The 22,617-nt window shown below is 72.3% G+C and carries 14 protein-coding genes and 1 pseudogene; 5 read left to right on the forward strand and 10 right to left on the reverse strand.

The window, feature by feature from the left end:
• A pseudogene (locus QM638_RS07060) lies at nt 1-294 on the forward strand (ribonuclease D); the annotation flags it as partial.
• Between the two features lie 62 nt (nt 295-356).
• On the opposite strand, the gene QM638_RS07065 reads toward QM638_RS07060, so the two are convergent.
• From QM638_RS07065 to hrpA, 4 genes are all read right to left on the reverse strand, one after another.
• On the reverse strand, nt 357-1,769 hold the full coding sequence (locus QM638_RS07065; protein ID WP_415141247.1) for an ABC transporter substrate-binding protein: 1,413 nt from the start codon (nt 1,767-1,769) through the stop codon (nt 357-359).
• Nucleotides 1,770-1,939: 170 nt separating this feature from the next.
• Nucleotides 1,940-2,461, reverse strand: coding sequence for a type II toxin-antitoxin system PemK/MazF family toxin (locus QM638_RS07070; RefSeq protein WP_415141248.1), 522 nt, complete (start codon nt 2,459-2,461; stop codon nt 1,940-1,942).
• 78 nt (nt 2,462-2,539) lie between these two features.
• A complete protein-coding gene (locus tag QM638_RS07075) occupies nt 2,540-3,139 on the reverse strand; it encodes a hypothetical protein (protein WP_415141249.1) in 600 nt (199 codons plus the stop codon).
• A gap of 84 nt (nt 3,140-3,223) precedes the next feature.
• Nucleotides 3,224-7,276: an ATP-dependent RNA helicase HrpA gene (gene hrpA, locus QM638_RS07080; protein ID WP_415141250.1), complete on the reverse strand. Its 4,053-nt coding sequence runs from the start codon at nt 7,274-7,276 to the stop codon at nt 3,224-3,226.
• A 121-nt stretch (nt 7,277-7,397) separates the two neighbouring features.
• On the opposite strand from hrpA, the gene QM638_RS07085 reads away from it, so the two are divergent.
• Both QM638_RS07085 and QM638_RS07090 read left to right on the forward strand, forming a co-directional pair.
• Nucleotides 7,398-8,702: a citrate synthase gene (locus tag QM638_RS07085; RefSeq protein ID WP_415141251.1), complete on the forward strand. Its 1,305-nt coding sequence runs from the start codon at nt 7,398-7,400 to the stop codon at nt 8,700-8,702.
• Entirely contained in the window at nt 8,699-9,373 is a 675-nt protein-coding gene (locus tag QM638_RS07090) for an HAD family hydrolase (protein ID WP_415141252.1), read from the forward strand. Before QM638_RS07085 ends, QM638_RS07090 begins: the two co-directional genes overlap by 4 nt.
• 53 nt (nt 9,374-9,426) lie before the next feature.
• On the opposite strand, the gene QM638_RS07095 is transcribed toward QM638_RS07090, so the two are convergent.
• From QM638_RS07095 to QM638_RS07105, 3 genes are all read right to left on the reverse strand, one after another.
• Nucleotides 9,427-10,734, reverse strand: a complete 1,308-nt coding sequence (locus QM638_RS07095) for a M1 family metallopeptidase (RefSeq protein ID WP_415141253.1) — start codon at nt 10,732-10,734, stop codon at nt 9,427-9,429.
• 66 nt (nt 10,735-10,800) lie between these two features.
• Nucleotides 10,801-14,634: a Pls/PosA family non-ribosomal peptide synthetase gene (locus QM638_RS07100; protein ID WP_415141254.1), complete on the reverse strand. Its 3,834-nt coding sequence runs from the start codon at nt 14,632-14,634 to the stop codon at nt 10,801-10,803.
• A gap of 102 nt (nt 14,635-14,736) precedes the next feature.
• Nucleotides 14,737-15,963: an MFS transporter gene (locus tag QM638_RS07105; RefSeq protein WP_415141255.1), complete on the reverse strand. Its 1,227-nt coding sequence runs from the start codon at nt 15,961-15,963 to the stop codon at nt 14,737-14,739.
• A 245-nt stretch (nt 15,964-16,208) separates the two neighbouring features.
• On the opposite strand from QM638_RS07105, the gene QM638_RS07110 reads away from it, so the two are divergent.
• Nucleotides 16,209-17,744 carry a S1C family serine protease gene (locus QM638_RS07110; RefSeq protein ID WP_415141256.1) on the forward strand — a complete coding sequence of 512 codons (1,536 nt, stop codon included), beginning with the start codon at nt 16,209-16,211 and terminating at the stop codon, nt 17,742-17,744.
• Nucleotides 17,745-17,836: 92 nt separating this feature from the next.
• Here QM638_RS07110 and QM638_RS07115 read toward each other — a convergent pair whose 3' ends face one another.
• On the reverse strand, nt 17,837-19,537 hold the full coding sequence (locus QM638_RS07115; RefSeq protein ID WP_415141257.1) for an ABC-F family ATP-binding cassette domain-containing protein: 1,701 nt from the start codon (nt 19,535-19,537) through the stop codon (nt 17,837-17,839).
• Between the two features lie 160 nt (nt 19,538-19,697).
• Here QM638_RS07115 and QM638_RS07120 point away from each other — a divergent pair, with 160 nt between their 5' ends.
• Entirely contained in the window at nt 19,698-21,005 is a 1,308-nt protein-coding gene (locus QM638_RS07120; protein WP_415141258.1) for a cytochrome P450, read from the forward strand.
• A gap of 118 nt (nt 21,006-21,123) precedes the next feature.
• Here the strand turns inward: QM638_RS07120 and QM638_RS07125 are convergent, their stop codons facing one another.
• Together QM638_RS07125 and truA are read right to left on the reverse strand one after the other, a co-directional pair.
• The gene (locus QM638_RS07125; RefSeq protein WP_415141259.1) at nt 21,124-21,732 is read right to left on the reverse strand and encodes a class I SAM-dependent methyltransferase; all 609 of its coding nucleotides are present in this window, start codon (nt 21,730-21,732) and stop codon (nt 21,124-21,126) included.
• A gap of 16 nt (nt 21,733-21,748) precedes the next feature.
• Entirely contained in the window at nt 21,749-22,588 is an 840-nt protein-coding gene (gene truA / locus QM638_RS07130) for a tRNA pseudouridine(38-40) synthase TruA (protein WP_415141260.1), read from the reverse strand.
• Nucleotides 22,589-22,617: the final 29 nt, after the last annotated feature.

Here is a 22,617-nt window from a genome sequence, read left to right on the forward strand (position 1 = left end):
CCGCCGGCGCCACGCGCCTGGGCCGATCGCGACCCGGTGGCGGCCGACCGGCTCGGCCGGGCCCGCGAGTCGCTGAGCGCCCTCGCCGAGGACCGGCGGCTGCCGGTGGAGAACCTGCTCACCCCCGACTACCTGCGCCGGCTGATGTGGACCCCGCCGCCCGCCCGCGACCCGGCGGAGCTGTTGGACGAGGTCAGCGCCCAGCTGTCGGCGTACGGCGCGCGGGGCTGGCAGATCGCGTTGACCGCACCGCTGCTGGTCGACGCGATCCTCGCCGCCGAACGCCGAGGGTAGCTCCTCCCGCCGGGCCGTCGAGGCCCGTTCAGCCCCCCCTCGCTCGGCAGCCTCGTCGAGCGTCAGCCCTCGTCGCCCGTCGGCGGGAACGCGACGGCGCTACGCCGGTCGATGCGCGTCGCCAGCCGCTGTACGACGGACGGCGTGTCGTCCGAGCCCGACTGCGAGGCCGCCGGGAAGCTCAGCGCGAAGAGCCGGTCCACCTGGGTGCCGACCTCGCCACGGAGGGTGGCCAGCTCGCTCTGGGTGGGCAGCGGCTGCATGGAGCCGATCGAGCTGGTGTACGCCTTGGCGTTCGCCGGGCGCGCGTACGGCTGCAGGAAGATGTCGCCCAGCGCGACCTGCTGGTTGACCGGGACGAAGTAGCCGCTGCGGCTCAGGTCCTCGACCGAGCCGGTCGAGATCAGATAGGCGAGCAGGTCGGCGGCCGCCTCCGGGTGGTCGGTGGACTGGCTCAGGCACAGGCCGGTGTAGTCGCCGGCGGTGCCCTGTCCGCCCGGCATGGTGCGCACGTCCCAGTGCAGCCCGGCGGTGGCGCGCAGGGTGGGCACCAGCGACCGGTCGCCGACCAGCACCGCCAGCTTGCCGCGCTCGAACATCCGCAGCGCCGCCGCCGAGTCGGTGGTCTCGTCGGTGATCGTGGTGCGGCTCTCGTCCAGCACCGGCAGCACCTGGTCGAGCGCCTCGACGCTGTCGCCCAGCGCCGTCCGGGTGGGTGCGGTGGTGCTGTCCACCAGGGTGCCGCCGGCGCCGGCGAGCCACGGCGCGAGCCCGCTCAGGCTCCGGTCCACGTAGACGCCCGCGACGTCGGCGTGGTGCTGGGCGACGTAGTCCATCACCGAGCTGAACTGGTCCACGCTCCAACCGGTGTCGTCCTCGTCGGAGACGTCCATCCCGGCGGCCTTCATCGCCTTGTCGCCGACCAGGTCGGTGTTGACGTAGGTGACCTGGGGCGAGGCGACGTAGGGCATGCACTGCAGCTCCCGGTCGCGGGAGAACTCCTCCAGCGCCGCCCGCGAGTAGCCGTCACCGAGGTCCACGTTGCGCGCCTCGAGATAGTCGTCGACCGGGCGCACCACGCCGGCGCTCTCCAGGGTGGTCAGCTCGGCGCTGGGGGCGAGGAACAGATCGGGGGCATCGCCGCCCGAGGCGAGGTCGGTCGTCATCGCCTCCTCGTCGGACCACCGCGTGATCTTGATGGTGACCGACGGCTGCACGTCGTCGTAGTCCCGCGCGACCTTGGCGTAGGCGCGGACCAGCGGCTTCGATCCGACCAGGCCGATCGTCAGGGTGACCGGCTTCGGCGCGACGGTCGGGCTGCTCTCGACCGAGGACGTCCCCGAGGCCGACGGCGAGCTCGACCCGGAGGTCGACGCCGAGGCACTCGAGGACGAGGAGTCCTCGCCGCCACAGGCGGTCAGCGCACAGCTGAGGGCGAGTGCCCCGGCGGTCCAGACGAGTCTCCTGAACCTCACCGGTACCTCCGCATCCCTCGTGCCGATTCCTTCACGCCGCGCATCCACGATGGGGCGTGGTCACTCTACCGACCGGATCGGCCGCCGACGGCACCCTGGCCGACTCGTGTCCCGCCGTCGGCGCCCGACCGGACGGAGGCAGGGACAGCCCGCGGGAACGGCGGGAACGGTCAGCCGAGGGCGTGATGCGCCCGGGCGGCGGCGACCACCCGGTCGAACACCGCGCGCGGCAGCGCCGCCCCCTCGCGCCGTACGGCGTCCGGGGCGAGCTCGATCAGCCGGTCCAGCCGCACCTCGCTCGGCCGGCCCCGCGGGTCCCATGGCCCCGTGCCCACGTCCATCCAGTAGCGGCCCCAGTGTGCCTCCTGGGCCGCGTCCCGGTCGTGGTCCTTGCTGGTCAGCATCAGCGTCTGCAGGACGCCGTCACCGCGCCGGGCCAGCACCAGCACCGGCCGGTCCTTGCCACGACCGTCGTTCTCCTCGAACGGCACCCAGGCCCAGCACACCTCGCCGGGGTCGGCGACCCCGTCGGCCCGGGGCGCGTAGTCGACCCGGACGTCCCCGCGTGCAGCGGCCCTCGACGAGCGCGATGACGAGCGTGCCGAGGTCCTCGGCCGGCGGGCCAGTGCCTGCACCAGCCTGCCCAGTCCGTCCATCGACGTCTGGAGCACGCCGGACCGGGAGCGCCTCACGGCGCGTGGCCGCTCGTAGCGGCTAATTGTGGGACCCGGGGCTGCCGCGGCCCGGCGTGCTCGTTCATCATAACGAGATCATCCCAGGGGTTGTTCCAGTTCGGCGTGGCCGGCTGCCTCGAGTTGCTCCGAGACCCGCAACAGCGCGTCGACACCGCTGCCGGTCTGCTCGGGGTGCAGGGCGGCCCGGCCGAACGCGACCACCCGGGCGAAGGCGGCCGCACGCAACAGCACGTCGGCGAAGTCGCTGGTCGCGATCCCGCGGAGCACCTCGTCGACCATCGCCTTGAGCTCGTCGGGGCCGGGCGGCTCGGCGACGCCGGCGACCACCCGGGCCACCGGGGTCCGGCTCCGGCCGGCGTCGAACTCGCGAGCGGCCCCGGCCGGGTCGGCGTACACCCAGCTGCGCAGCGCGAACAGTCGCCACAGACAGCCGGCCAGGCTGTCGGCCGGGGAGCTCGACCAGAGCTCCGCGATGGCCTCGATGCCCTCCTCGCCGTCGGCGAGCCGCAGGATCCTGCCGGCCACCTCGGGGTCGTCGCTGCGCCGCGCGCCCCGGACCAGGACCACGGCGGCCCGATCGGCCGCCTCCCTGGCGAGCAGCGGGTCGGGGGCGGAGTCGACCTGCTCGAAGAAGCTCGCGCCGGGAGTCAGCGGGGAGTGGAACTGCCTGGTCACCCGAACCAGGCTAGCCACTGCCCCCGCGTCGACGGCGGCGGCACGGCGTACGACGCCGGCCCGGTGATCCTCCCCACCAGCGCCTCACCGGGTGCCGCTGTGGCTCGGGTGACCGGTCGCCTCCAGCGCCTTGCGGATCCGGGTGTCGCTGACCGGCTGCGCACGTGGGCGATACCGACCGGCCAGGCTCTGGGCCCACAGCTGCACCCGGTACTCCTCCAGCATCCATCGCACCTCGCGCAGGCGCTCGGTCGGCGGGCAGCCCTCCGCAAGGGCGGCGAGCTGATGCAGATAGGCGCTCTCCAGCTCGGCGACGCGGTCCTGCTGGGCGCGGTCGGCCGGGATCGAGGTCGCCAGCTTCTCCCGCCGCGCGACGATGGCCTCGAGATAGAGCGGATAGCGGCGCAGCTGGGCGGTCCCGGCGTCCCGGACGAAGCCGCCGCGGACGCCGGCGCTCGGCGCCATCAGCCGGGCCAGCTGATCGCGCATGTCGCTCAGTGCGGGCAACTGGTAGAGGTCCACCCGCCCGGACAGCGCCCGGTCGGCCTCCCGATGGGCCCGCAGCGCCGCCAGGACGTCGGCGAGCGTGGCCCGGACGGTCGCCATCAGCTCGGCCCGGGTACCCACCGCGGCACGCAGGGCGCCGTACTCGGCCTCGGTACGGACGGCGGGGCGCGCGTCGACGACCTGCTGCACCACCGCGGCACGGCAGTCCTCGACCAGCTCGCGGGCCGAGGGGTACGGCGACCCGGCGAGCCCGAGCTTGTCGGTGTTGCTCATCTGGGCGACGACCTCGCCGCCCACCTCGGGCAACTCGAGCAGGAGGAGTCGGGCCACGCCCAGCCGATGCCGCGCGGCCGCCTCCTCGGGATTCCCGACGACCAGCACCCCGACGCTGCCACCCTCGTCGACCAGGCAGGGATGGACGCTGACCTCGTGCCCGGCACGGGTGGTGGTGACCGTCTCCGGCAGCGCGGCGAAGACCCACGCGGTCTCGCCGGTGCGGGTCAGACCGGCGTCGTCGGCGGCCTGCGCGATGGCACGATCGAACTGTGGTCGGAGCGGAGCCTTGAGCGCGTCCAGGTCCTTGCCCCGGGCATGCTCGGTGCCGTCCTCGGCGACCACCCGGTAGGTGGGGCGCAGGTGTTCGGGCACCTTCGAGGTGTCCCACGCCTCCCGCGGCACGTGGACGCCGGCGGTGGCCCGCGCCCATCGCTCCAGTGCGTCCAGCAGCGGCTCCTCGCCCGGCGGGGTCTCGGCCAGGAATCGTCGCGCCTGGTCCGGCGCCGGCACGAAGTGGACCCGCAGGCGCTTCGGCAGGCTGCGGATCAGGCTGGTGACCAGTTCCTCGCGCAGTCCGGGGACGTTCCAGGAGAAGTCGTCGGCGTCGACCTGGTTGAGGGTGGCGACCGGGACGTCGACGGTGACGCCGTCCTGCTCGGAGCCCGGCTCGAAGTGGTAGCTCAGGTCGAAGGCGAGCGGCCGGGCCGCGTCCTCGGGGCCGAAGCGCCACTGCTCGGGATAGTCGTTCGCGCTCACCTCCTCGGCCGCGGCGTTGGTCAGCATCGTCAGGTCGAAGGCGAGCAGGTCCGGGTGGCTGCGGCGCTCCTGCTTCCACCACCTGTCGAAGTGGGCGCCGCTGACCACGCCCGCCGGGATCCGCGCGTCGTAGAAGGCGAACAGCGCCTCCTCGTCGACCACGATGTCGCGCCGCCGCGCCCGGTGCTCGAGCTCCTCGGCCTGCTCGAGCAGGGCCGCGTTGTCGGTCAGGAAGCGATGGTGGCTGCGCCATTCGCCGGCCACCAGGGCATGCCGGATGAACAGCTCGCGGGCCAGCTCGGGATCGACCCGGCCGTAGGGGACGAGCCGGTCGGCGACCAGCGGGACGCCGTACAGGGTGACCCGCTCGTGCGCCATCACGGCCGCACGCTTGATCGACCAGTGCGGCTCGGAGTAGGTGTGCTTGGCCAGGTCGCCGGCGAGCCGCTCGGCCCACTCCGGCTTGATCGCGGCGTTCTGCCGCGCCCACAGCCGCGAGGTCTCGACCAGCTCGCCGGCCATCACGTAGGCGGGATTCTTCCGGTGCAGCGCACTGCCCGGGAAGATGGCGAACCTGGTGCCGCGGGCCCCCAGATACTCCCGTGGCCCACGCCTGCGCCCACGTTCGCTCCGCTTGTCCGGCCTCGTGTCCCGCTCCTCGAGCATGCCGATCTGGGAGAGCAGCCCGGAGAGCAGCGCCTGATGGATGCCGTCCCCGTCCGGGACGTCGGCGAGCCGGGCGGGCGCGACTCCCGTCTCCTTGCAGATCTGCCGGATCTGGGAGACCAGCTCCTGCCATTCCCGCACCCGCAGGTAGTTCAGGAACTCCCGGCGACACATCCGCCGGAAGGCGCTGGAGGAGAGCTCGCGCTGCTGGGTGCGCAGGTAGCTCCACAGGTTGAGCCAGGTGAGGAAGTCCGAGGACTCGTCCTTGAACCGGGCATGCAGCTGGTCGGCCCGCGCCTGCTCGGTCGGGTGATCGGCGCCGGGTCGCTCCCGGGGGTCCTGCAGGCTGAGCGCCGCGACCACCACGACCACCTCGCCGGCACAGCCCAGCCGGTCGGCCTCCAGGATCATCCGGGCCAGCCGCGGGTCGAGCGGGAAGCGGGCGATCCGCCGACCGAGCCTGGTCAGCCGCGGCTCCTGCCGGCCACCCGCGCCCAGCGCGCCGAGCTCGGTCAGCAGCTGTACGCCGGCCTGGACGTGCCGCCGGTCGGGCGGATCGACGAAGCCGAACCGGTCGATGTCGCCGAGACCCAGCGACGCCATCTGCAGGATGACGCTGGCCAGGTTGGTGCGCAGGATCTCCGGGTCGGTGAACTCGGCGCGGCCGGCGAAGTCCTCCGCGGAGTAGAGCCGGATGGCGATGCCGGCCTCGACCCGGCCACAGCGGCCCGAGCGCTGGTGGGCGCTGGCCTGGCTGATCGGCTCGATCGGCAGCCGCTGCACCTTGGTGCGCGCGGAGTAGCGACTGATCCGGGCCACGCCGGTGTCGACCACGTATCTGATCCCCGGCACGGTCAGCGAGGTCTCCGCGACGTTGGTGGCCAGCACGATCCGGCGGCCGGTGTGCGCGGAGAAGACGCGGTGCTGCTCGGCCGCGGAGAGCCGGGAGTAAAGCGGCAGCAGCTCCACCAGGTCGGCCCGTCGATCACCGCCCAGGCCCAGTGCGTCCCTCAACGCGTCGGCGGCGTCGCGGATCTCGCGCTCGCCGGGCAGGAAGACCAGGATGTCGCCGGGCCCCTCCGCGGAGAGCTCCCTGACCGCGTCGACGATCGCCTCGGTCTGGTCGCGCACCACCGGCTCGCCGTCGGAGTCGACCTCGGGCAGGTCCGCCTCGCCGGGCTCGTCGTCGCCGAACCGCATCAGTGGGCGATAGCGGATCTCCACCGGATAGGTGCGGCCGGAGACCTCGACGATGGGTGCGGGCGTGGTCTCGATACGCTCGCTGGCGCTCGCTACTCGACCGACGTCCGACCCGCCGGGGCTCGCCACTCGACCGACATCCGACCCGGTCGCGCCCACCACCCGACCGGTCGCGTCGAGCGTGAAGTGGGCGGCGAACCGCTCGGGGTCGATGGTGGCGCTGGTGATGATCAGCTTCAGGTCCGGGCGCCGCGGCAGCAGCTGCCTGAGGTAGCCGAGCAGGAAGTCGATGTTGAGGCTGCGCTCGTGCGCCTCGTCGATGATGATCGTGTCGTAGCGGTCCAGTCGCCGGTCGCGCTGCAGCTCGGCGAGCAGGATGCCGTCGGTCATCAGCTTGATCCGCGAGCTCCGCGAGGTCCGGTCGGTGAAGCGGACCTGGTAGCCGACCAGGTCGCCGAGGGCGGTGCCGAGCTCGTCGGCGATCCGCTCGGCCACCGACCGCGCCGCGATCCGCCGCGGCTGGGTGTGGCCGATCATCCGGCCGTCCGCGCCCCGGCCGAGCTCCAGACAGATCTTGGGCAGCTGGGTGGTCTTGCCCGAGCCGGTCTCGCCGGCGACGATCACCACCTGGTGATCGCGGATCGCGGCGGCGATCTCCTCGCGGCGCTGGGTGACCGGAAGCTGCGCCGGATAGGTGATGACCGGATCGGTCGGCGACTCGGTGGAAGGCATGGCACAGCCATTGTCGGTCATCTCTGGTTCCGCTCTCGGTCCCCCTCCGAGGCGTGCCGATGGCCACTGGTCAAGACACCGGGTTTCGGCTGCAAAGCAGAGGAGGTTACCGTTTCCCACCGTGACTGAATCTCTTACCGTGCGTGACAACCGCACCGGGACGGAGTACGAGATCCCGATCGTCGACGGCACCATCAAGGCCGCCGAGCTCGGGCAGATCAAGGCTTCCGACCCCGTATCAGGGGAGGAGGGCGCAGGTCTGGCCGTCTACGACCCCGGCTTCGTCAACACCGCCTCGTGTCGGTCCTCGGTGACCTACATCGATGGCGACAAGGGCATCCTGGAGTACCGCGGGTACCCGATCGAGCAGTTGGCGGAGTCGTCGACCTTCCTCGAGGTGGCCTACCTGCTGGTCCACGGCGAGCTGCCGACCAAGGAGCAGTACGACGCCTGGGTGCACGAGGTCACCTTCCACACCTACGTGCACGAGAACATCAAGGAGTTCATGCAGGGGTTCCGGTACGACGCGCACCCGATGGGCATGCTGATGGCCTCCGTCGGTGCGATGTCGACCTTCTACCCCGACGCCCGCGACATCCACGACGCCGACAACCGGCATCTGCAGGTGGTCCGGATGATCGCGAAGATGCCGACCCTGGGCGCCTGGTCCTTCCGGCACGCCCAGGGCAAGCCGTACATCTACCCGGACAACGAGCTGTCCTACACCGCGAACTTCCTGTCCATGCTCTTCAAGATGAGCGAGCCGACGTACGCCGCCGACGAGCGGCTGGTCAAGGCGCTGGACACCCTGTTCATCCTGCACGCCGACCACGAGCAGAACGCCTCGGCGAACGCGGTCCGCTCGGTCGGCTCGACCCAGGTCGACCCGTACTCCGCCGTCGCGGCCGGTGTCGGCGCGCTGTTCGGCCCGTTGCACGGTGGCGCCAACGAGGCCGTGCTGCGGATGCTCAAGCGGATCGGCTCGATCGAGAACGTGCCCGCCTTCATCGAGGGCGTCAAGGCCGGCAACGAGCGGCTGATGGGCTTCGGTCACCGGGTCTACAAGAACTACGACCCCCGGGCGAAGATCATCAAGCGCACCTGCGACGAGGTCTTCGAGGTCACCGGGGTCAACCCGCTGCTCAAGATCGCCCAGGAGCTGGAGCGGATCGCGCTGGAGGACGAGTATTTCGTCAAGCGCCGCCTCTACCCGAACGTGGACTTCTACTCCGGGCTGATCTACGAGGCGCTGCAGTTCCCACCGGAGTTCTTCACCGTCCTGTTCGCCATCGGTCGCACCCCCGGCTGGCTGGCCCAGTGGCTGGAGCTGACCACCGACAAGGAGCAGAAGATCGCCCGCCCCAAGCAGATCTACACCGGCGCTCGCGGGCTGGACTTCGTCCCGTCGGCACAGCGCTGGGCGTGAGCGTGCCCGAGGCCTCCGCGACGCCCCGACTCGGGCCCGGGGCGTCACCCGTCCCCGCCGACGTCAGCGCCGTGGTGTGGGACTTCGGCAACGTCCTGCTCGAGTGGGACCCGGTGCCGCCGGTGGCCGCGGTCTTCGGCGAGCAGGAGGCCGCCCGGTTCTTCGCCGAGTTCGACTTCGGCGCCTGGAACGAGGCCTGCGACGCCGGCCGGAGCTGGCCGGACGCACTCGCCGAGCTCGAGCGCGAGCAGCCCGAGTGGCTGCCGTACGGACGGGCCTACGTGGAGAACTTCCCGCTGTCGCTGCGCGGCGAGATCCCCGGCTCGCACGCCCTCGTCCGAGAGCTGGCGGCCGCCGGCTTCCCCCAGTTCGGGCTGACCAACTGGTCCCATGAGCTCTATCCACACGCGCCGGCCACCTTCGAGGTGATCGGGCTGCTGGACGACGTCATCGTCTCCGGCACCGAGGGTCTGGCCAAGCCCGATCCCGCCATCTACCGGCTGCTCCCCGAACGCACCGGGTTCGACCTGGACCGGCTCGCCTTCGTCGACGATCGCGCCGACAACGTCGCCGCCGCGGCGGCGCTCGGCGTCCACGCCATCCGGTTCACCGACGCGGACGACGTACGGCGCCGGCTCCGCGACCTCGGCGTCCCGCTGGCGCAGGGCTGAGCGGCGCGACACCCCGGCAGGTCGACGGTCGTCGCGCACCTCGGGCGGCGGCCTCAGGCCGGTGGCAGCTCCGGCAGCGTCTTCTCCCGCAACCACGCGTCGAAGAGCGCCGACCGCTCGCCGCACACCTGCGCGGTCAGCTCCTCGAAGTCGGCGGTGGTCGCCGAGCCGCCGCGGTGGCGCTCCACCCAGGTCCGCAGCAGGGTGAAGAACGAGCGGTCGCCGACGGTGAGCCGGAGCGCGTGCAGGGTGAGCGCGCCGCGCTTGTAGACCCGGTCGTCGAACATCAGCTCCGGTCCGGGATCGGCGAGCACCAGGTCCCGGCGCTGCCGGGCCAGCTTGGCATGGTGCCGGCGCGCCTGGGCGTCGGCCGAGTCGCCGCCGGCGGCCTGCGACCAGAGCCACTCGGCGTAGCAGGCGAAGCCCTCGTGCAGCCAGATGTCCTGCAGCCGGCGCATGGTGACCGCGTTGCCGAACCACTGATGGGCCAGCTCGTGGGCGACCAGTCGCACCTGCTCCCAGCGGCCGGTGAGGAAGTTGCGGCCGAAGGTGGACAGCGACTGCGACTCCAGCGGGATCTCCAGGTCGTCGTCGGTCACCACCACCGTGTACGCCGGCAGCGGGTAGGGACCGAAGACCTCACTGAAGTAGGCGATCATCTCCCCCTGCCGCCCGAACGAGCGCCGGTAGTCGGCCAGTGCCCCGGCCGGGATCGCCGCGGTCACCGGGACCGGCGCCTCACCGGTGACGTCCACCAGGTCGTAGCGCCCGATCTGCACGGTGGCCAGGTACGGCGGCATCGGCTCGGTCTGCCGGTAGTGCCAGGTCTCCCCGGAGCCTCGCCTGGTGCGTCGTACCAGGGTGCCGTTGGCGACCACCGTGTAGTTCGTGGCGGCGGTCACCGCGATGTCGTAGGAGGCCTTGTCGTCGACCCGGTCGTTGCACGGATACCAGGTCGGCGCGCCGTGCGGCTGGCCGGCCACGATCACGCCGTCGGTGAGCTCCTCCCAGCCGGCGTCGCCGTGATGCCGGTCGATCAGCGGGCGCGGCTTGCCGGCGTACCTCACCACGATGGTGAACTGCTGCCCGGCGCGGAGCCGTTGCTTCGGGGTCAGGATCAGCCGATGCTCGCGATGCGCCCACTTCGGCGTCCTGCCGTCGAGGGTGACCTTCTTGACCGCCAGCCAGGCCAGGTCGAGCACCACCCGAGCGCTGTCGACGAGCGCCACGGCGGTGATCGTCGCGGTGCCGTCCAGCCGGTTGCCGGCCAGGTCGTAGTCGAGCTCGAGCTCATAGTGTCGCGCGCTCCATCCGGGATCGCCGTGGCCGGGAAGATACGGGTCAGCGGTGGGCAGCGACATGATGCCCGACCCTAACCCGTGGTTGTGTCGCGCCCGTTTCCACCTCGGGCGCCCCCGGCGCCACCCCTACCCCCACGGCCCGATCGGGTTCCCGATCCAGGCGGTCTTGTCCGGCACCGACTCACCGCGCATCACCAGCGAGACCGGTCCGACCAGCGCGTGCCGGCCGAGCGTGGCCGCCGGCAGGATGACCGAGTTCGGCCCCAGGGTGGCACCGCGCTTGAGTGTCACCACGTCCAGCGCCAGCATCCGGTCGTGGAACAGGTGGGTCTGCACCACGGTGCCGGCGTTCACGCACGCCCCCTCCCCGAGCCGCACCAGGTCGGTCTCGGGCAGCCAGTGGGTGTCGATCCACACCCCCTTGCCGATCGAGGCCCCCATCGCACGGAACCACCAGTTGAGCACCGGCGTACCCGAGACGGCGTGGGCGAACCAGGGCGCCGCCAACAGCTCGACGAAGTTGTCGGCCAGCTCGTTGCGCCACACGAAGCCGCTCCACAGCGGATGGGTGCCCGGCCGCATCCGGCCCAGCAACAGCCATTTGGCGGCCACCGTCAGCAGCGCCGCCAGCAGCCCGGCGACCGCGAGCACCGGGCCGGTGGCGACCAGCGCCACCACCCAGTCGGTCGCGTTCCAGATCGCCACCATCGCCAGCACCGCGGCCGCCGGCACCAGGTAGGAGAGGGTCAGCGGCACGATCCGGGCCAGCTCCAGCAGCCCGCGGAGCAGCCGCAACCGCACCGGCGGGGTGTAGGTCCGCCCGGAGTCGGTCTCGGCGACGGTGCGGCGCAGGGGGGCCGGCGGCGAGCCCAGCCAGGACTCCCCCGAGGACGCCTTCTTCCGGCGCGGTGCCGCGGAGAGTACGGCGACCAGCGACGCCTTCGGCACCTTCCGTCCCGGCGCGGCCATCCCGGAGTTGCCGACGAAGGCCCTCTTCCCGATCTTGACCCGCTCCACCCGGACCCAGCCGCCGCCGAGCTCGTAGCCACCGATCAGGGTGTCGTCGGCCAGGAACGCCTGGCTCCCGACCTGGGTCAGCCGCGGGATCATCAGCGCGGTGGAGGCCTCGACGTCGTGCCCGATCCGTGCCCCGAGCGCCCGCAGCCACAGCGGCGTCAGCATCGAGGAGTACAGCGGGAAGAGCCACGTCCTGGCGTCGTCGAGCACCCGCATGGTGGCCCAGATCGCGACCCCCGCTGCCGAACGCACCGGGTGCACCCCGGCGGTGACGGCCAGACCTGCCGCCCGCACCACCAGCCACACCAGCAGCGTCAGGGCGGCGAATCCGACCACCACCCCCAGCGGGCTCAGGGCCAGGTATCCCCAGCCGTCCGAGACCGTCTCGGGCGCGCCCAGGACGGCCGCCTCGGCGGCCACGCCGACGCCGATCGCCACCGCGGGCAGCAGCCCCAGCACGACCGCGACGGCACCGTAGGCGAGCAGCCAGAGCCGCGAGCGCGCCACCCGCGCCCGCCACGGGCCGCGGGCGTGTCTGCCCACCCGGGTCGCCGGCGACCCGGACCAGTGCTCACCCGCCGGGACCTCGCCGAAGACCGCCGACCCCGGCGCCACCTCGGCGTCGGCGCCGACCTCGGCGCCGGGCATCAGCATCGACCTGGCGCCGACCCGGGCGCGTGCGCCCACCCTCACCTGGCCGACGTGCAGCACGTCGCCGTCGATCCACGAGCCGGTCAGGTCGACCTCCGGCTCGATCGAGGCGCCCTTGCCCAATCGGAGGAACCCGGTGACCGGCGGCAGCGAGTGCAGGTCGACGTCGGTGCCGATCTTCGCACCGAGCAACCGGGCATACCAGGTCATCAGCGGCGCCCCGGCCAGCGCCCGGGCACCCAGCTGCTCGGCGGCCCGGGTGGCGAACCAGAGCCGCAGGTGCACCTTGCCGCCACGCGGGTACTCCCCCGGCGCGATCCCGTGCAGCACCGCCCGCGCGAGGCCGGCAGAGAGCAGCATCCGGCCGGGCGGCGTGCCGAAGACGATCAGCGCCGCCAGCACCGCCCACCAGGCCGGCTGCGGCAGCGCTCCGGCGTCGAGCACCGCCAGGCCGAGCGCGATCCAGGCCAGCCACCGCGGGGCGGCCAGGCAGCGCAGCGCCAGGGTGAGCAGCACCTGCCCGGTCTGGGTCTTGTACGGCACCGCCGGCACCTCACGGTCGAGGGTCGCGGCCGAGGAGCCCATCGAGTCGAGGTAGCCCGCCAGTGCGGCGACGGTGGGCTGCTCGTAGATGTCACCCATCGCCACCTCGGGGTGGCGGGCCCGCAGCCGGGAGACCATCTGGGCGGCCGTCAGCGACCCCCCGCCGAGGTCGAAGAAGTCGTCACGGCCCCCGCTCACCTCGGCACCGAGGACGTCGCGCCACAGCTCGGCCACCCACGACTCGGTCTCGGTCAACCCCTCGGCCTGGCGACCGGCGGTCGGCAGCGGCCACGGCAGCGCGTCCCGGTCGACCTTGCCGGAGGTCCTGGTCGGCAGGGTGTCGACCACCGCCAGCCGCGGCACCAGCGCCGCCGGCAGCTCCTCGCGCAGCCGGGCCAGGGCGACGGTCTGGTCGAAGGAGTCGTCGACGCTGACGTAGCCGACCAGCAGGGCGTTGCCGGCGTTGGTCTTGCGTACGGCGGCCGCGGCGCCCTGGACGCCGTCGAGCTGCAGCAGCGCGCTGTCGATCTCACCCAGCTCGATCCGGCGCCCGCCGAGCTTGACCTGATCGTCCGCGCGACCGCCGAAGAGCAGTCCGGCCGGGTCGTTGACCACCAGGTCGCCCGACCGGTAGGCGCGCTCCCAGCCCAGGGTGGGTATCGGCGCATACTTCTCGGCGTCCTTGGCCGGGTCGAGGTAGCGGGCCAGGCCGACCCCGCCGATGATCAGCTCGCCGGTCTCGCCGACCCCGACCGGCGTACCGGTGGCCTGCTCGACGACGGCGAGGTCCCAGCCGTCCAGCGGCAACCCGATCCGGACCGGTCCGTCACCGCCGAGCAGCGCGGCGCAGGCGACCACCGTCGCCTCGGTGGGGCCGTAGGTGTTCCACACCTCCCGGCCGGGCGCCTGCAGCCGGGCGGCCAGCTCGGGCGGGCAGGCCTCTCCGCCCATGATCAGCAGCCGGACGCCGGCCAGCGCCTCCTCCGGCCACAGCGAGACCAGCGTCGGGACCGTGGAGACCACGCTGATCCGGTTGGCCACCAGCCAGGGCCCGACATCGACCCCGCTGCGCACCAGCGCCCGCGGCGCCGGCACCAGCGCGGCGCCGTACCGCCAGGCCAGCCAGATCTCCTCACAGCTGGCGTCGAAGGCGACCGAGAGGCCGGCCATCACCCGGTCCCCCACCCCGATCGACTCGGCCTGGCAGAAGAGGCGCGACTCGGCGTCGACGAAGGCGGCCGCGTTGCGATGGGTGACGGCGACGCCCTTCGGCCTGCCGGTCGATCCGGAGGTGAAGATGACCCAGGCGTCGTCGTCCGGCGTCGGCTCCTCGGGCTCACGCGCCGGTCCCGCGCGCAGCACGGTGAGCTCGAGGTCGTCGCCGAGCACGGCGGCGACCTCGGCCTCGCCGAAGACCAGCCTGGCCCGCTCGTCTGGATCGTCGGCGTCGACCGGGACGTAGGCGGCCCCGGCGAGCAGCACGCCGAGGATGGCGGTGTACAGCTCGGTGGTGCCCGACCGGATGCGTACGCCGACCTTGTCGCCGCGGCCCACGCCGGCCGCGTTGAGCTCGGCCGCGACCGCCTCGGCGGCCTCGGCCAGCTCGGCGTAGGTAAGCATCCCGTTGCCGGCGTCCACGGCCGGGTCGTCGGCCGCCTGGGCGATGGTCGCGGTCACGATGTCGACGAGGGTCCGCGGCGCGGGCGCGAACGGGCCGCGCAGCAGCGGATCGGTGGGGGCGGCACTCACACGAGGAGCATTCCGGATCCAGATGAACGGAAGTTGTCGCGCACGCCGGCCGGACTCGCCCGCCGGACCTCCGGCCCTCGCCGGGCCACCGGCGGCCGGTGGTCAGCCGGTGGTCTGCAACCGTCGCACGTCGCCGGAGATCAGCGACAGGACCGCCGCACCGCTGATCACCGCGGCGACCACCACCAGCCAGCCGTGGAACCCGACCAGCGCGGCGACCGGCCCGGTGAGGGCCAGGCCGATCGGCCGGGTGAGGAAGGAGCCGGCGATGTCGATCGAGTAGACCCGGGCGAGCCTGTCCTGCGGCACGTTGAGGTTGATCGAGGTCTCCCAGAAGACCGTATAGATCTGCAGCCCGAACCCGTGCAGCAGCGCTCCGGCCAGCAGGACCGTCACCCGGTCGGTCAACGCCATCGCGAGCGGGAAGCATCCGGTGAGGGTGAGCAGGCACACCCCGACGAAGAGGCCGTGTCGTGGCCGCCACCGCAGACAGACCACGCTGCCCAGCACGAATCCACCCATCAGGAAGCCCAGCGCCAGTCCCCACACCGACCGACCGATCCCGTCGCCGACCACGATCGGCCCCAGCACGCTCTGTGCGCCGCCGTAGAAGAGGTGGTAGAGGGCGGCCATCAGGATCTGGCTCCACAGCCAGGTGTGGCGCAGCACCTCGCGCAGCCCCTCGCCGAAGTCGGTCAGCAGCGACTCCTGTCGGCCGGCCGGCACGTGCGGCACGTCCAGCCGGGTGAAGCAGACCGCGGCCACCGCGTAGGTGACCGCGTCGGTGGCGATCGCCCAGCCCGAGCCGATCACGACGACCAGGATGCCGGCGGTGGCGTACCCCACCGCGGCGGCACCGGTCTGCAGGAACGCGCGTACGGCGACCGCTCGGGCCAGTTCGTCCTCCGGCACCACCAACCGGACGATCGCCCGGGAGGAGGGTTGGCCGAGCGCACCGACGACCCCGCTCAGCGAGGAGAGGACGGCGATCAGCGGGATGGTGGCGACGCCGGTGACGACCAAGGCGGCGAGCGTGCCGACCACCACCGCGCTGACCGCCGAGGCGCCCTCGAGCATCAGCGTGCGCGAGACCCGGTCGCCGAGCACGCCACCGGCCAGGGTGGTGACGACCTGGCACAGGGCGTAGGCCGCCTCGACCAGACCCAGGTCGGTGGCGGAGCCGCCGAGATCGAGCACCGCGAACGCGATCGCCACCGGCGTCAACGACCCACCGAAGACGTTGACCGTGCTGCCGGCCAGCAGCCAGCGCAGGGCGCGGTGGCGCAGCACCGGCTTGCCGGGCTCGCCGGCTCCCGAGACGACCGTCACCGCCGCAACCTACCTCGGCATCCCGTCGAACCGGCGGAGTGAGGATCCTGGGAGCCCACCCGGCCGGCGCCGCCCCTCCGGTCCGCGGACCTCGCCGAGGCGGCACTCTCGCGCCGGCGACCTACGATGGTGAACGGTGGTCCGAGCCTCCGCACGAACGTCCGCGAACCTCGCCCGGCTGAGTTTTCGTCGCCACCCAGGGGTGTCTCAGCCCACGCACAGAGAGACTTACCAAGGTAGGAGCCATGGACGACTTCCCTCGTGACGGCGACGAACGCCGCCCCGATGAGACCACCTCCCAGACGGGCTCGGACGACACGTTGCCCGGCGAACAGACCGCACCGCTGTGGTCGCCGGGAGGTACGTCGGGCGGCAGTGGGTCGACGTACCCCGGTCCGTCCAGCCCACCGCCGACCGGCCAACCGGTCTCCTCCCAGCCGCCCCCCTACCAGCCCGCCCACTACCAATCGGCCCCCGGCCAGTCGGCTCCGGGACAGCCCCCGGCCGGCCCGCCGCCGGTCACCACGCCGCTGACGACCCAGGAGCCCGCCTCGGGCGGAGAGCCCGGTGCCTTCCCGCCGTTCTCGGCGTTCTCCCAGGGTGGCGGCACCGCGGGACCCTCCGGTCCCGTCGGCCAGGGCGGCTCGCCGCGGCCCAAGCGCCGCCGGCTCGGACTGGCCGCCGGCGTGATCGCCGCGGCGCTGGTGGTCGGTGGCGGCGCCGGGCTCGGCTCCGCAGCGCTCTACGTGAGCAACCACGACTCCAGCACCGACAGCGCCGGCTCGGGCGAGTCGTCCTCGTCGATCGTCAACGAGGACGCGCCCACCGGCAGCGTGGAGAAGGTCGCCGCCGACGTGCTCCCCTCGGTGGTGAAGATCGAGGTCTCCGGATCCACCGAGGCCGGCTCCGGGTCCGGGATCATCCTGAGCTCCGACGGCGAGATCCTGACCAACAACCACGTGGTCGAGGTGGCCGGCGATGACGGCACGATCAAGATCGACTTCAACGACGGATCCTCGGCCAGTGCCAAGGTCCTCGGCACCGACCCGCTGACCGACACCGCGCTGGTCAAGGCCGAGAACGTCTCGGGGCTGACCCCGGCCACGATCGGCAAGTCCAGCAAGCTGGTCGTCGGCCAGGAGGTGGTGGCGATCGGGTCGCCGTTCGGCCTGGACTCGACGGTGACCTCCGGCATCGTCAGCGCGCTCAACCGGCCGGTGAACGTGGGCCAGGACTCCGACGGCAACGCGACCGTCTACCCGGCCATCCAGACCGACGCCGCGATCAACCCGGGCAACAGCGGTGGCGCCCTGGTGGATCTCAACGGCAACGTGGTCGGCATCAACGCCTCGATCCAGTCCACCAGCTCCTCCAGCGACGACAGCAGCGAGTCCGGCTCGATCGGTCTCGGCTTCGCCATCCCGATGGACGAGGTCGTGCCGATCATCAAGCAGATGGAGGCCGGCGAGACGCCCACTCACGCCCGACTCGGCGTCAGCGTGCAGGACGCCAGCCAGGCCAGCGCGGAGAGCGACGGAATCTTCGACGGCGACGGCGCCAAGGTGAAGAGCGTGACCGACGGGTCGCCGGCGGCCACGGCCGGCATCGAGGTCGGCGACGTGATCACCAAGGTCGACAGCCAGCTGATCACCAGCTCCGACTCCCTGGTGGCCACCATTCGCAGCTACCGTCCGGACGACAAGGCCAAGGTGACCTGGACACACGACGGCAAGACCAAGTCGGCCACCATCACCCTGGAGTCCGACGGCGGGTCCGACTGACCCACCGAGCGCTCCTCAGCAGTGCGGAGGAGAACCAGCCAGGCCCCGCAGCCACGTCCACCGGCTGCGGGGCCTGACCATTCCCGCCGGCCTCATCGGGCCCGCGTCACCCTGGTCTCCTCCCAGACCGGCTCGGGCGACTCGTAGACGACGCCGTCGGCACCGTAGACCAGGAACCGGTCGAAGCCACGGGCGAACCAGCGGTCGTGCGTCACCGCGAGCACCGTTCCCTCGAACGTCTCGAGTCCCGCCTCCAGCGCCTCTGCCGAGGCGACGTCGAGGTTGTCGGTCGGCTCGTCGAGCAGCAGCAGCGTCGCCCCGGAGAGCTCCAACAACAGGATCTGGAACCGCGCCTGCTGACCACCGGAGAGCTGCTCGAAGCGCTGCTCCGCGCAGTGCGCGAGCTCGTACCGGTCGAGCACTCGCGAGGCCTCCTCACGCCCCATCCCGGCTCGGCCCCGGCCGTCCGGCTGCCGGTCGCCGCGGTGCAGGATCTCCACCAGGGTGCGGCCGGCCAGCTCCGGGTGCGCGTGCGTCTGGACGAACCAGCCGGGTCGCACCCGCGCACCCAACCGCGCCAGCCCGGTGTGCGCCACCGGCTCGACGACCTGATCCCCGACCGATTCGTGCTCCACGTCCGGACGGGTGCCACCCGCCGCGAGCAGCCGCAGGAAGTGCGACTTGCCGGAGCCGTTGGAGCCGAGCACCGCCACCCGCTCGCCGTACCAGATCTCCAGGTCGAAGGGGTGCATCAACCCGGTCAGGCCGACCTGCTCGCAGACCACCGCGCGCTTGCCGGTCCGGCCACCGCTGAGCCGCATCGTGACCTGCTGCTCGCGGGGTTGTTCGGTCGGTGGTCCGGCCTGTTCGAACCTGCGCAACCTGGTCACCGCCGCCTGGTAGCGCGACGCCATGTCGGCGTTGTAGGCGGCCTTCTGCTTGTAGCGCAGCATCAGGGCACGCAGCTTGGCGTGCTCCTCGTCCCAGCGCCTGCGCTGCTCCTCGAGGCGGGCGAACCGGTCCCGGCGCGCCTGGTGATAGCTGGCGAACCCACCGGGATGCGTCCACACCAGGTTGCCGTCGGCGCCGAGCTCGACGGTGACCACCCGGGTCGCGGTGCGGTCGAGCAGCTCCCGGTCGTGGCTGACGTAGAGGATCGTCTTGGCCGAGTCGTTGATCCGCTGCTCCAGCCAGATCTTGCCGGGCACGTCGAGGTAGTTGTCCGGCTCGTCGAGGAGGAGCACCTGGTCGGGGCCGCGCAACAGATACTCCAGCACCAGCCTCTTCTGCTCGCCGCCCGACAGCGTGTCCAGCGCACGGTACCGGGCCCGGTCGAAGCCGATCCCCAGCGCGGCCACGGTGCAGACGTCCCAGACCACCTCCACCTCGTAGCCGCCGGCGTCGGCGTACTCCGCGAGCGCCTCGGCATAGCGCAGCTGGGTGGGCTCGTCGTCGGTCTCCATCAGCGCCAGCTCGCCGGCGTGTACGGCGGCCGCGGCGGCGCGCACCCGGGGCGGCGCGACGCTGAGCAGCAGGTCCCCCACCGCGGCGTCCGCGGCCAGCCCGGCGCCGACGTGCTGGCGCATCACACCCAGGCCACCGGTGCGGGTGACCACCCCGCCGTGCGGGACGAGCTCACCGGTGACCAGTCGCAGCAGGGTGGTCTTGCCGGCACCGTTGGCACCGACCAGAGCCACCTTCGCGCCCTCGCCGGCCCGGAAGGAGACGTCGCGCAACAGCACCCGCCCATCGGGCAGCTCGAACCGGACGCCGGCGACCTCCACATGACCCACGAGGGGTCATCCTCCCAGGCCGAGGCGGCCCGATCACCCGGATTTCTCGCGGCCGGTGGGCGACCGCGATGGTCCCGATCGGTCCCGGTGCGGGTACTCAGGGTCCGACACGGGGCGTCCCCGATGGTGGGATCCAAGATCCACGAGTCAGACTAGAGACATGCCGATCACCTGGGTCAAGGAACGGGTCCGCAAGCTGGCCCTGCGCTGGGCGATGCGCGGGAAGTCCACACCGGTGCCCGACATCACCACCCTGCGCAAGATCCCCGAGCACCTCACCTACCCGCTGCGCCGCGATGGCATGGACCCGGTCCCCGAGCTCGCCCAGGCCCGGGCCGAGGAGCCGGTCACGGTGCTCGGCAGCGTGCTCGGCCTCGACATCTTCCTGGTCACCGGGCACGCGGAGGCCAAGCAGGTGCTGGCCGACCGCACCTCCTACAGCAACGACATGCGCCACCTGCTCGGCAGCCGACCGCGCTCCGACGCCGAGGGCATCGGCGGCCTGGGCATGACCGATCCGCCGGACCACACCCGGCTGCGCGGTCTGCTGACCCCGGAGTTCACCATGCGGCGGCTCGCCCGGCTCGAGGAGAGCATCGACCGGATCGTGACCGACGCGCTGGACGACATGGAGGCCAACGGCCCCGTCGTCGACGTGGTGCAGCGCTTCGGCTTCGAGATCCCGTTCCGGGTGATCTGCGAGCTCCTCGGCATGCCGGAGGAGGTGCGCGAGGAGTTCCACAAGCTCGGCACCGCGCGCTTCGACCTCGCCGAGGAGGGGGCAGCCGGCGCGTTCGGCGCCGCCGCCGACTCGCGCACGTTCCTGATCAACGCGGTCAAGGAGCAGCGCGCGAACCCCGGCGACGGGCTGATCGGCGAGATCATCCGGAACAAGGGCGACGAGTACGACGACGTCGAGCTGGGCGGCCTGGCCGACGGGGTGTTCCTGGGCGGCTACGAGACCTCGGCCTCGATGCTCTCGATGGGCACCTACGTCCTGACCCAGCAGCCGGCGGCGTACGAGATCCTGCGGACCGGGGACAAGGCGGCGGTCGACCAGGTGGTCGAGGAGCTGCTGCGCTACCTGTGCCCGGTGCAGATCGCCTTCCCGCGCTTCGCCAAGGAGGACCACGAGCTCTTCGGCCACCAGGTGAGCAAGGGCTCGGTGGTCATCGTCAGCCTCTCCGGCGCCAACCGCGACCCGGCGGCGGTGCCGCATCCCGAGCAGTTCGACCTGCGCAACGCCGACACCTCGCACTTCGCCTTCGGCCACGGACTGCATCGCTGTGTCGGCGCCGAGCTGGCCCGGATGGAGCTGCGCGCTGCCCTGACCGGGCTGGCCAGGCGGTTCCCGGAGCTCAGCCTGGCCACCGACGACCTAGGCGAGCTCGGCTTCCGGGACCTGTCCATCGTGTACAGCATCGACCGGCTGCCGGTGCGGCTGACCCGGGATCCGGTGCCGGCCTGAGTGCCCGGGGGGCAGTTTCACCGGTTCACCGGTGGTTCTGCCACTTCCTGCGTGTTGCAACCCACGAGAAGTTCCAGTTTCGCCGGTGAACCGGTGAAACTGCCAGCGGCCAGAGGACTCACCGCCGGGTCTCCAGCACCCGGAAGCCCTTCGCGCTGGCGAGTCGGGTGGTGGGGAAGCCCTGGTCGCCGAGCCAGCGCTGCAGTGAGTCGGCGCCCAGGTTCTTGCCCACCACCAGCACCGCGCGCCCGTCCGGCGCCAGCCGGGGCAGCCAGGTGAGCAGCAGGTCGTGCAGGGCCCGCTTGCCGATCCTGATCGGCGGATTGCTCCAGATCTCGTCGTACGACGCCCCGGCCGGTGCCCGGTCCGGGGTGCAGGCGTGGTAGCGATCGGCGACGCCCAGGGCGGCGGCGTTCTGCTGCGCGAGCAGGATCGCCCGCTCGTTGACGTCGACGGCGGTCACGACGGCGTCCGGGACCGCGTGTGCGATGGCGAGCCCGATCACGCCGTAGCCACAGCCGAGGTCCAGGATCGGGCCGGGCCGGGGCGGCGAGGTCTCCCGGAACAGCACTCCGGTGCCGACGTCGAGGCGACCCTGGGCGAAGACCCCGCTGCCGCTGGTCAGCGACAGCCGCATCCCCCACACCTCGGCCTCGACCGGGACCCGCTTGAACGGCACCGACGGGTCCGCGGAGAAGTAGTGCTCCTCCCGATTCGTCTGATTCATCGGAACCCCCGGTGACTCATCGGACCTCCCCGGGGTCCCGCTTGGCCCGGGTCACCAGCAGTCTCGCAGCCAGCTCCGCGGTGGGCGGATAGCCGACCTCCTCGAGGGTCAACCCCACCGCCGGGGCCACCGGCACCGCCGGCGACCGTGTCGCCGCGTCGAGCCGTTCACCCGCCCAGGACACGTCCTGCCGCCCCTCCCCGATCGTCATCAGGCACCCCATCAGGGCCCGGACCATGCTGTGACAGAACGCGTCGGCCACCACGTGGGCGACCGCGATCCCGGACGGCTCGCGCTCCCAGTGCAGCCGGGTGATGGTCCGGATCGTGGTCGCACCCTCACGCGGCTTGCAGAAGCTGGCGAAGTCGTGCAGCCCGAGCAGATCGGTCGCGGCGGCGTTCATCGCGGCGAGGTCGAGCGGCCGCGATCGGATCAGCACGTGCTGGCGCACCAGCGGGTCGGCGTATTCGGGACGATCGGCCACCCGGTAGGCGTAGCGCCGCCACAGCGCGGAGAAGCGGGCGTCGAACTCCGCGGGCACTTCGCTGGCGCGCCGTACCCTCAGATCGGCCGGCAGGATCCCGTTCAGTCGCCTGACCAGCGTGACCAGCGGCGGCTCCGGCGAACGCCCGGCCGAGGCGTCCAGGGCGGCGCGATCGAGGTCGAGATGGGCCACCTGCCCGCGGGCGTGGACACCGGTGTCGGTCCGGCCGGCCACCACCACCCGCGCCTCCGGCAGCCGCAGCACGGTGGCCAACGCCGCCTCGAACTCGCCCTGGACGGTGCGCAGGCCGGGCTGGCGCGCCCAGCCGTGGAAGTCACCGCCGTCGTAGGCCAGGTCGATCCGGATGCGCACCCGCAGACCCTAGCCTGGATCCGCGTCAC

The organism is Nocardioides sp. (genome assembly GCF_047606145.1).
Taxonomy (GTDB): Bacteria; Actinomycetota; Actinomycetes; order Propionibacteriales; family Nocardioidaceae; genus Nocardioides.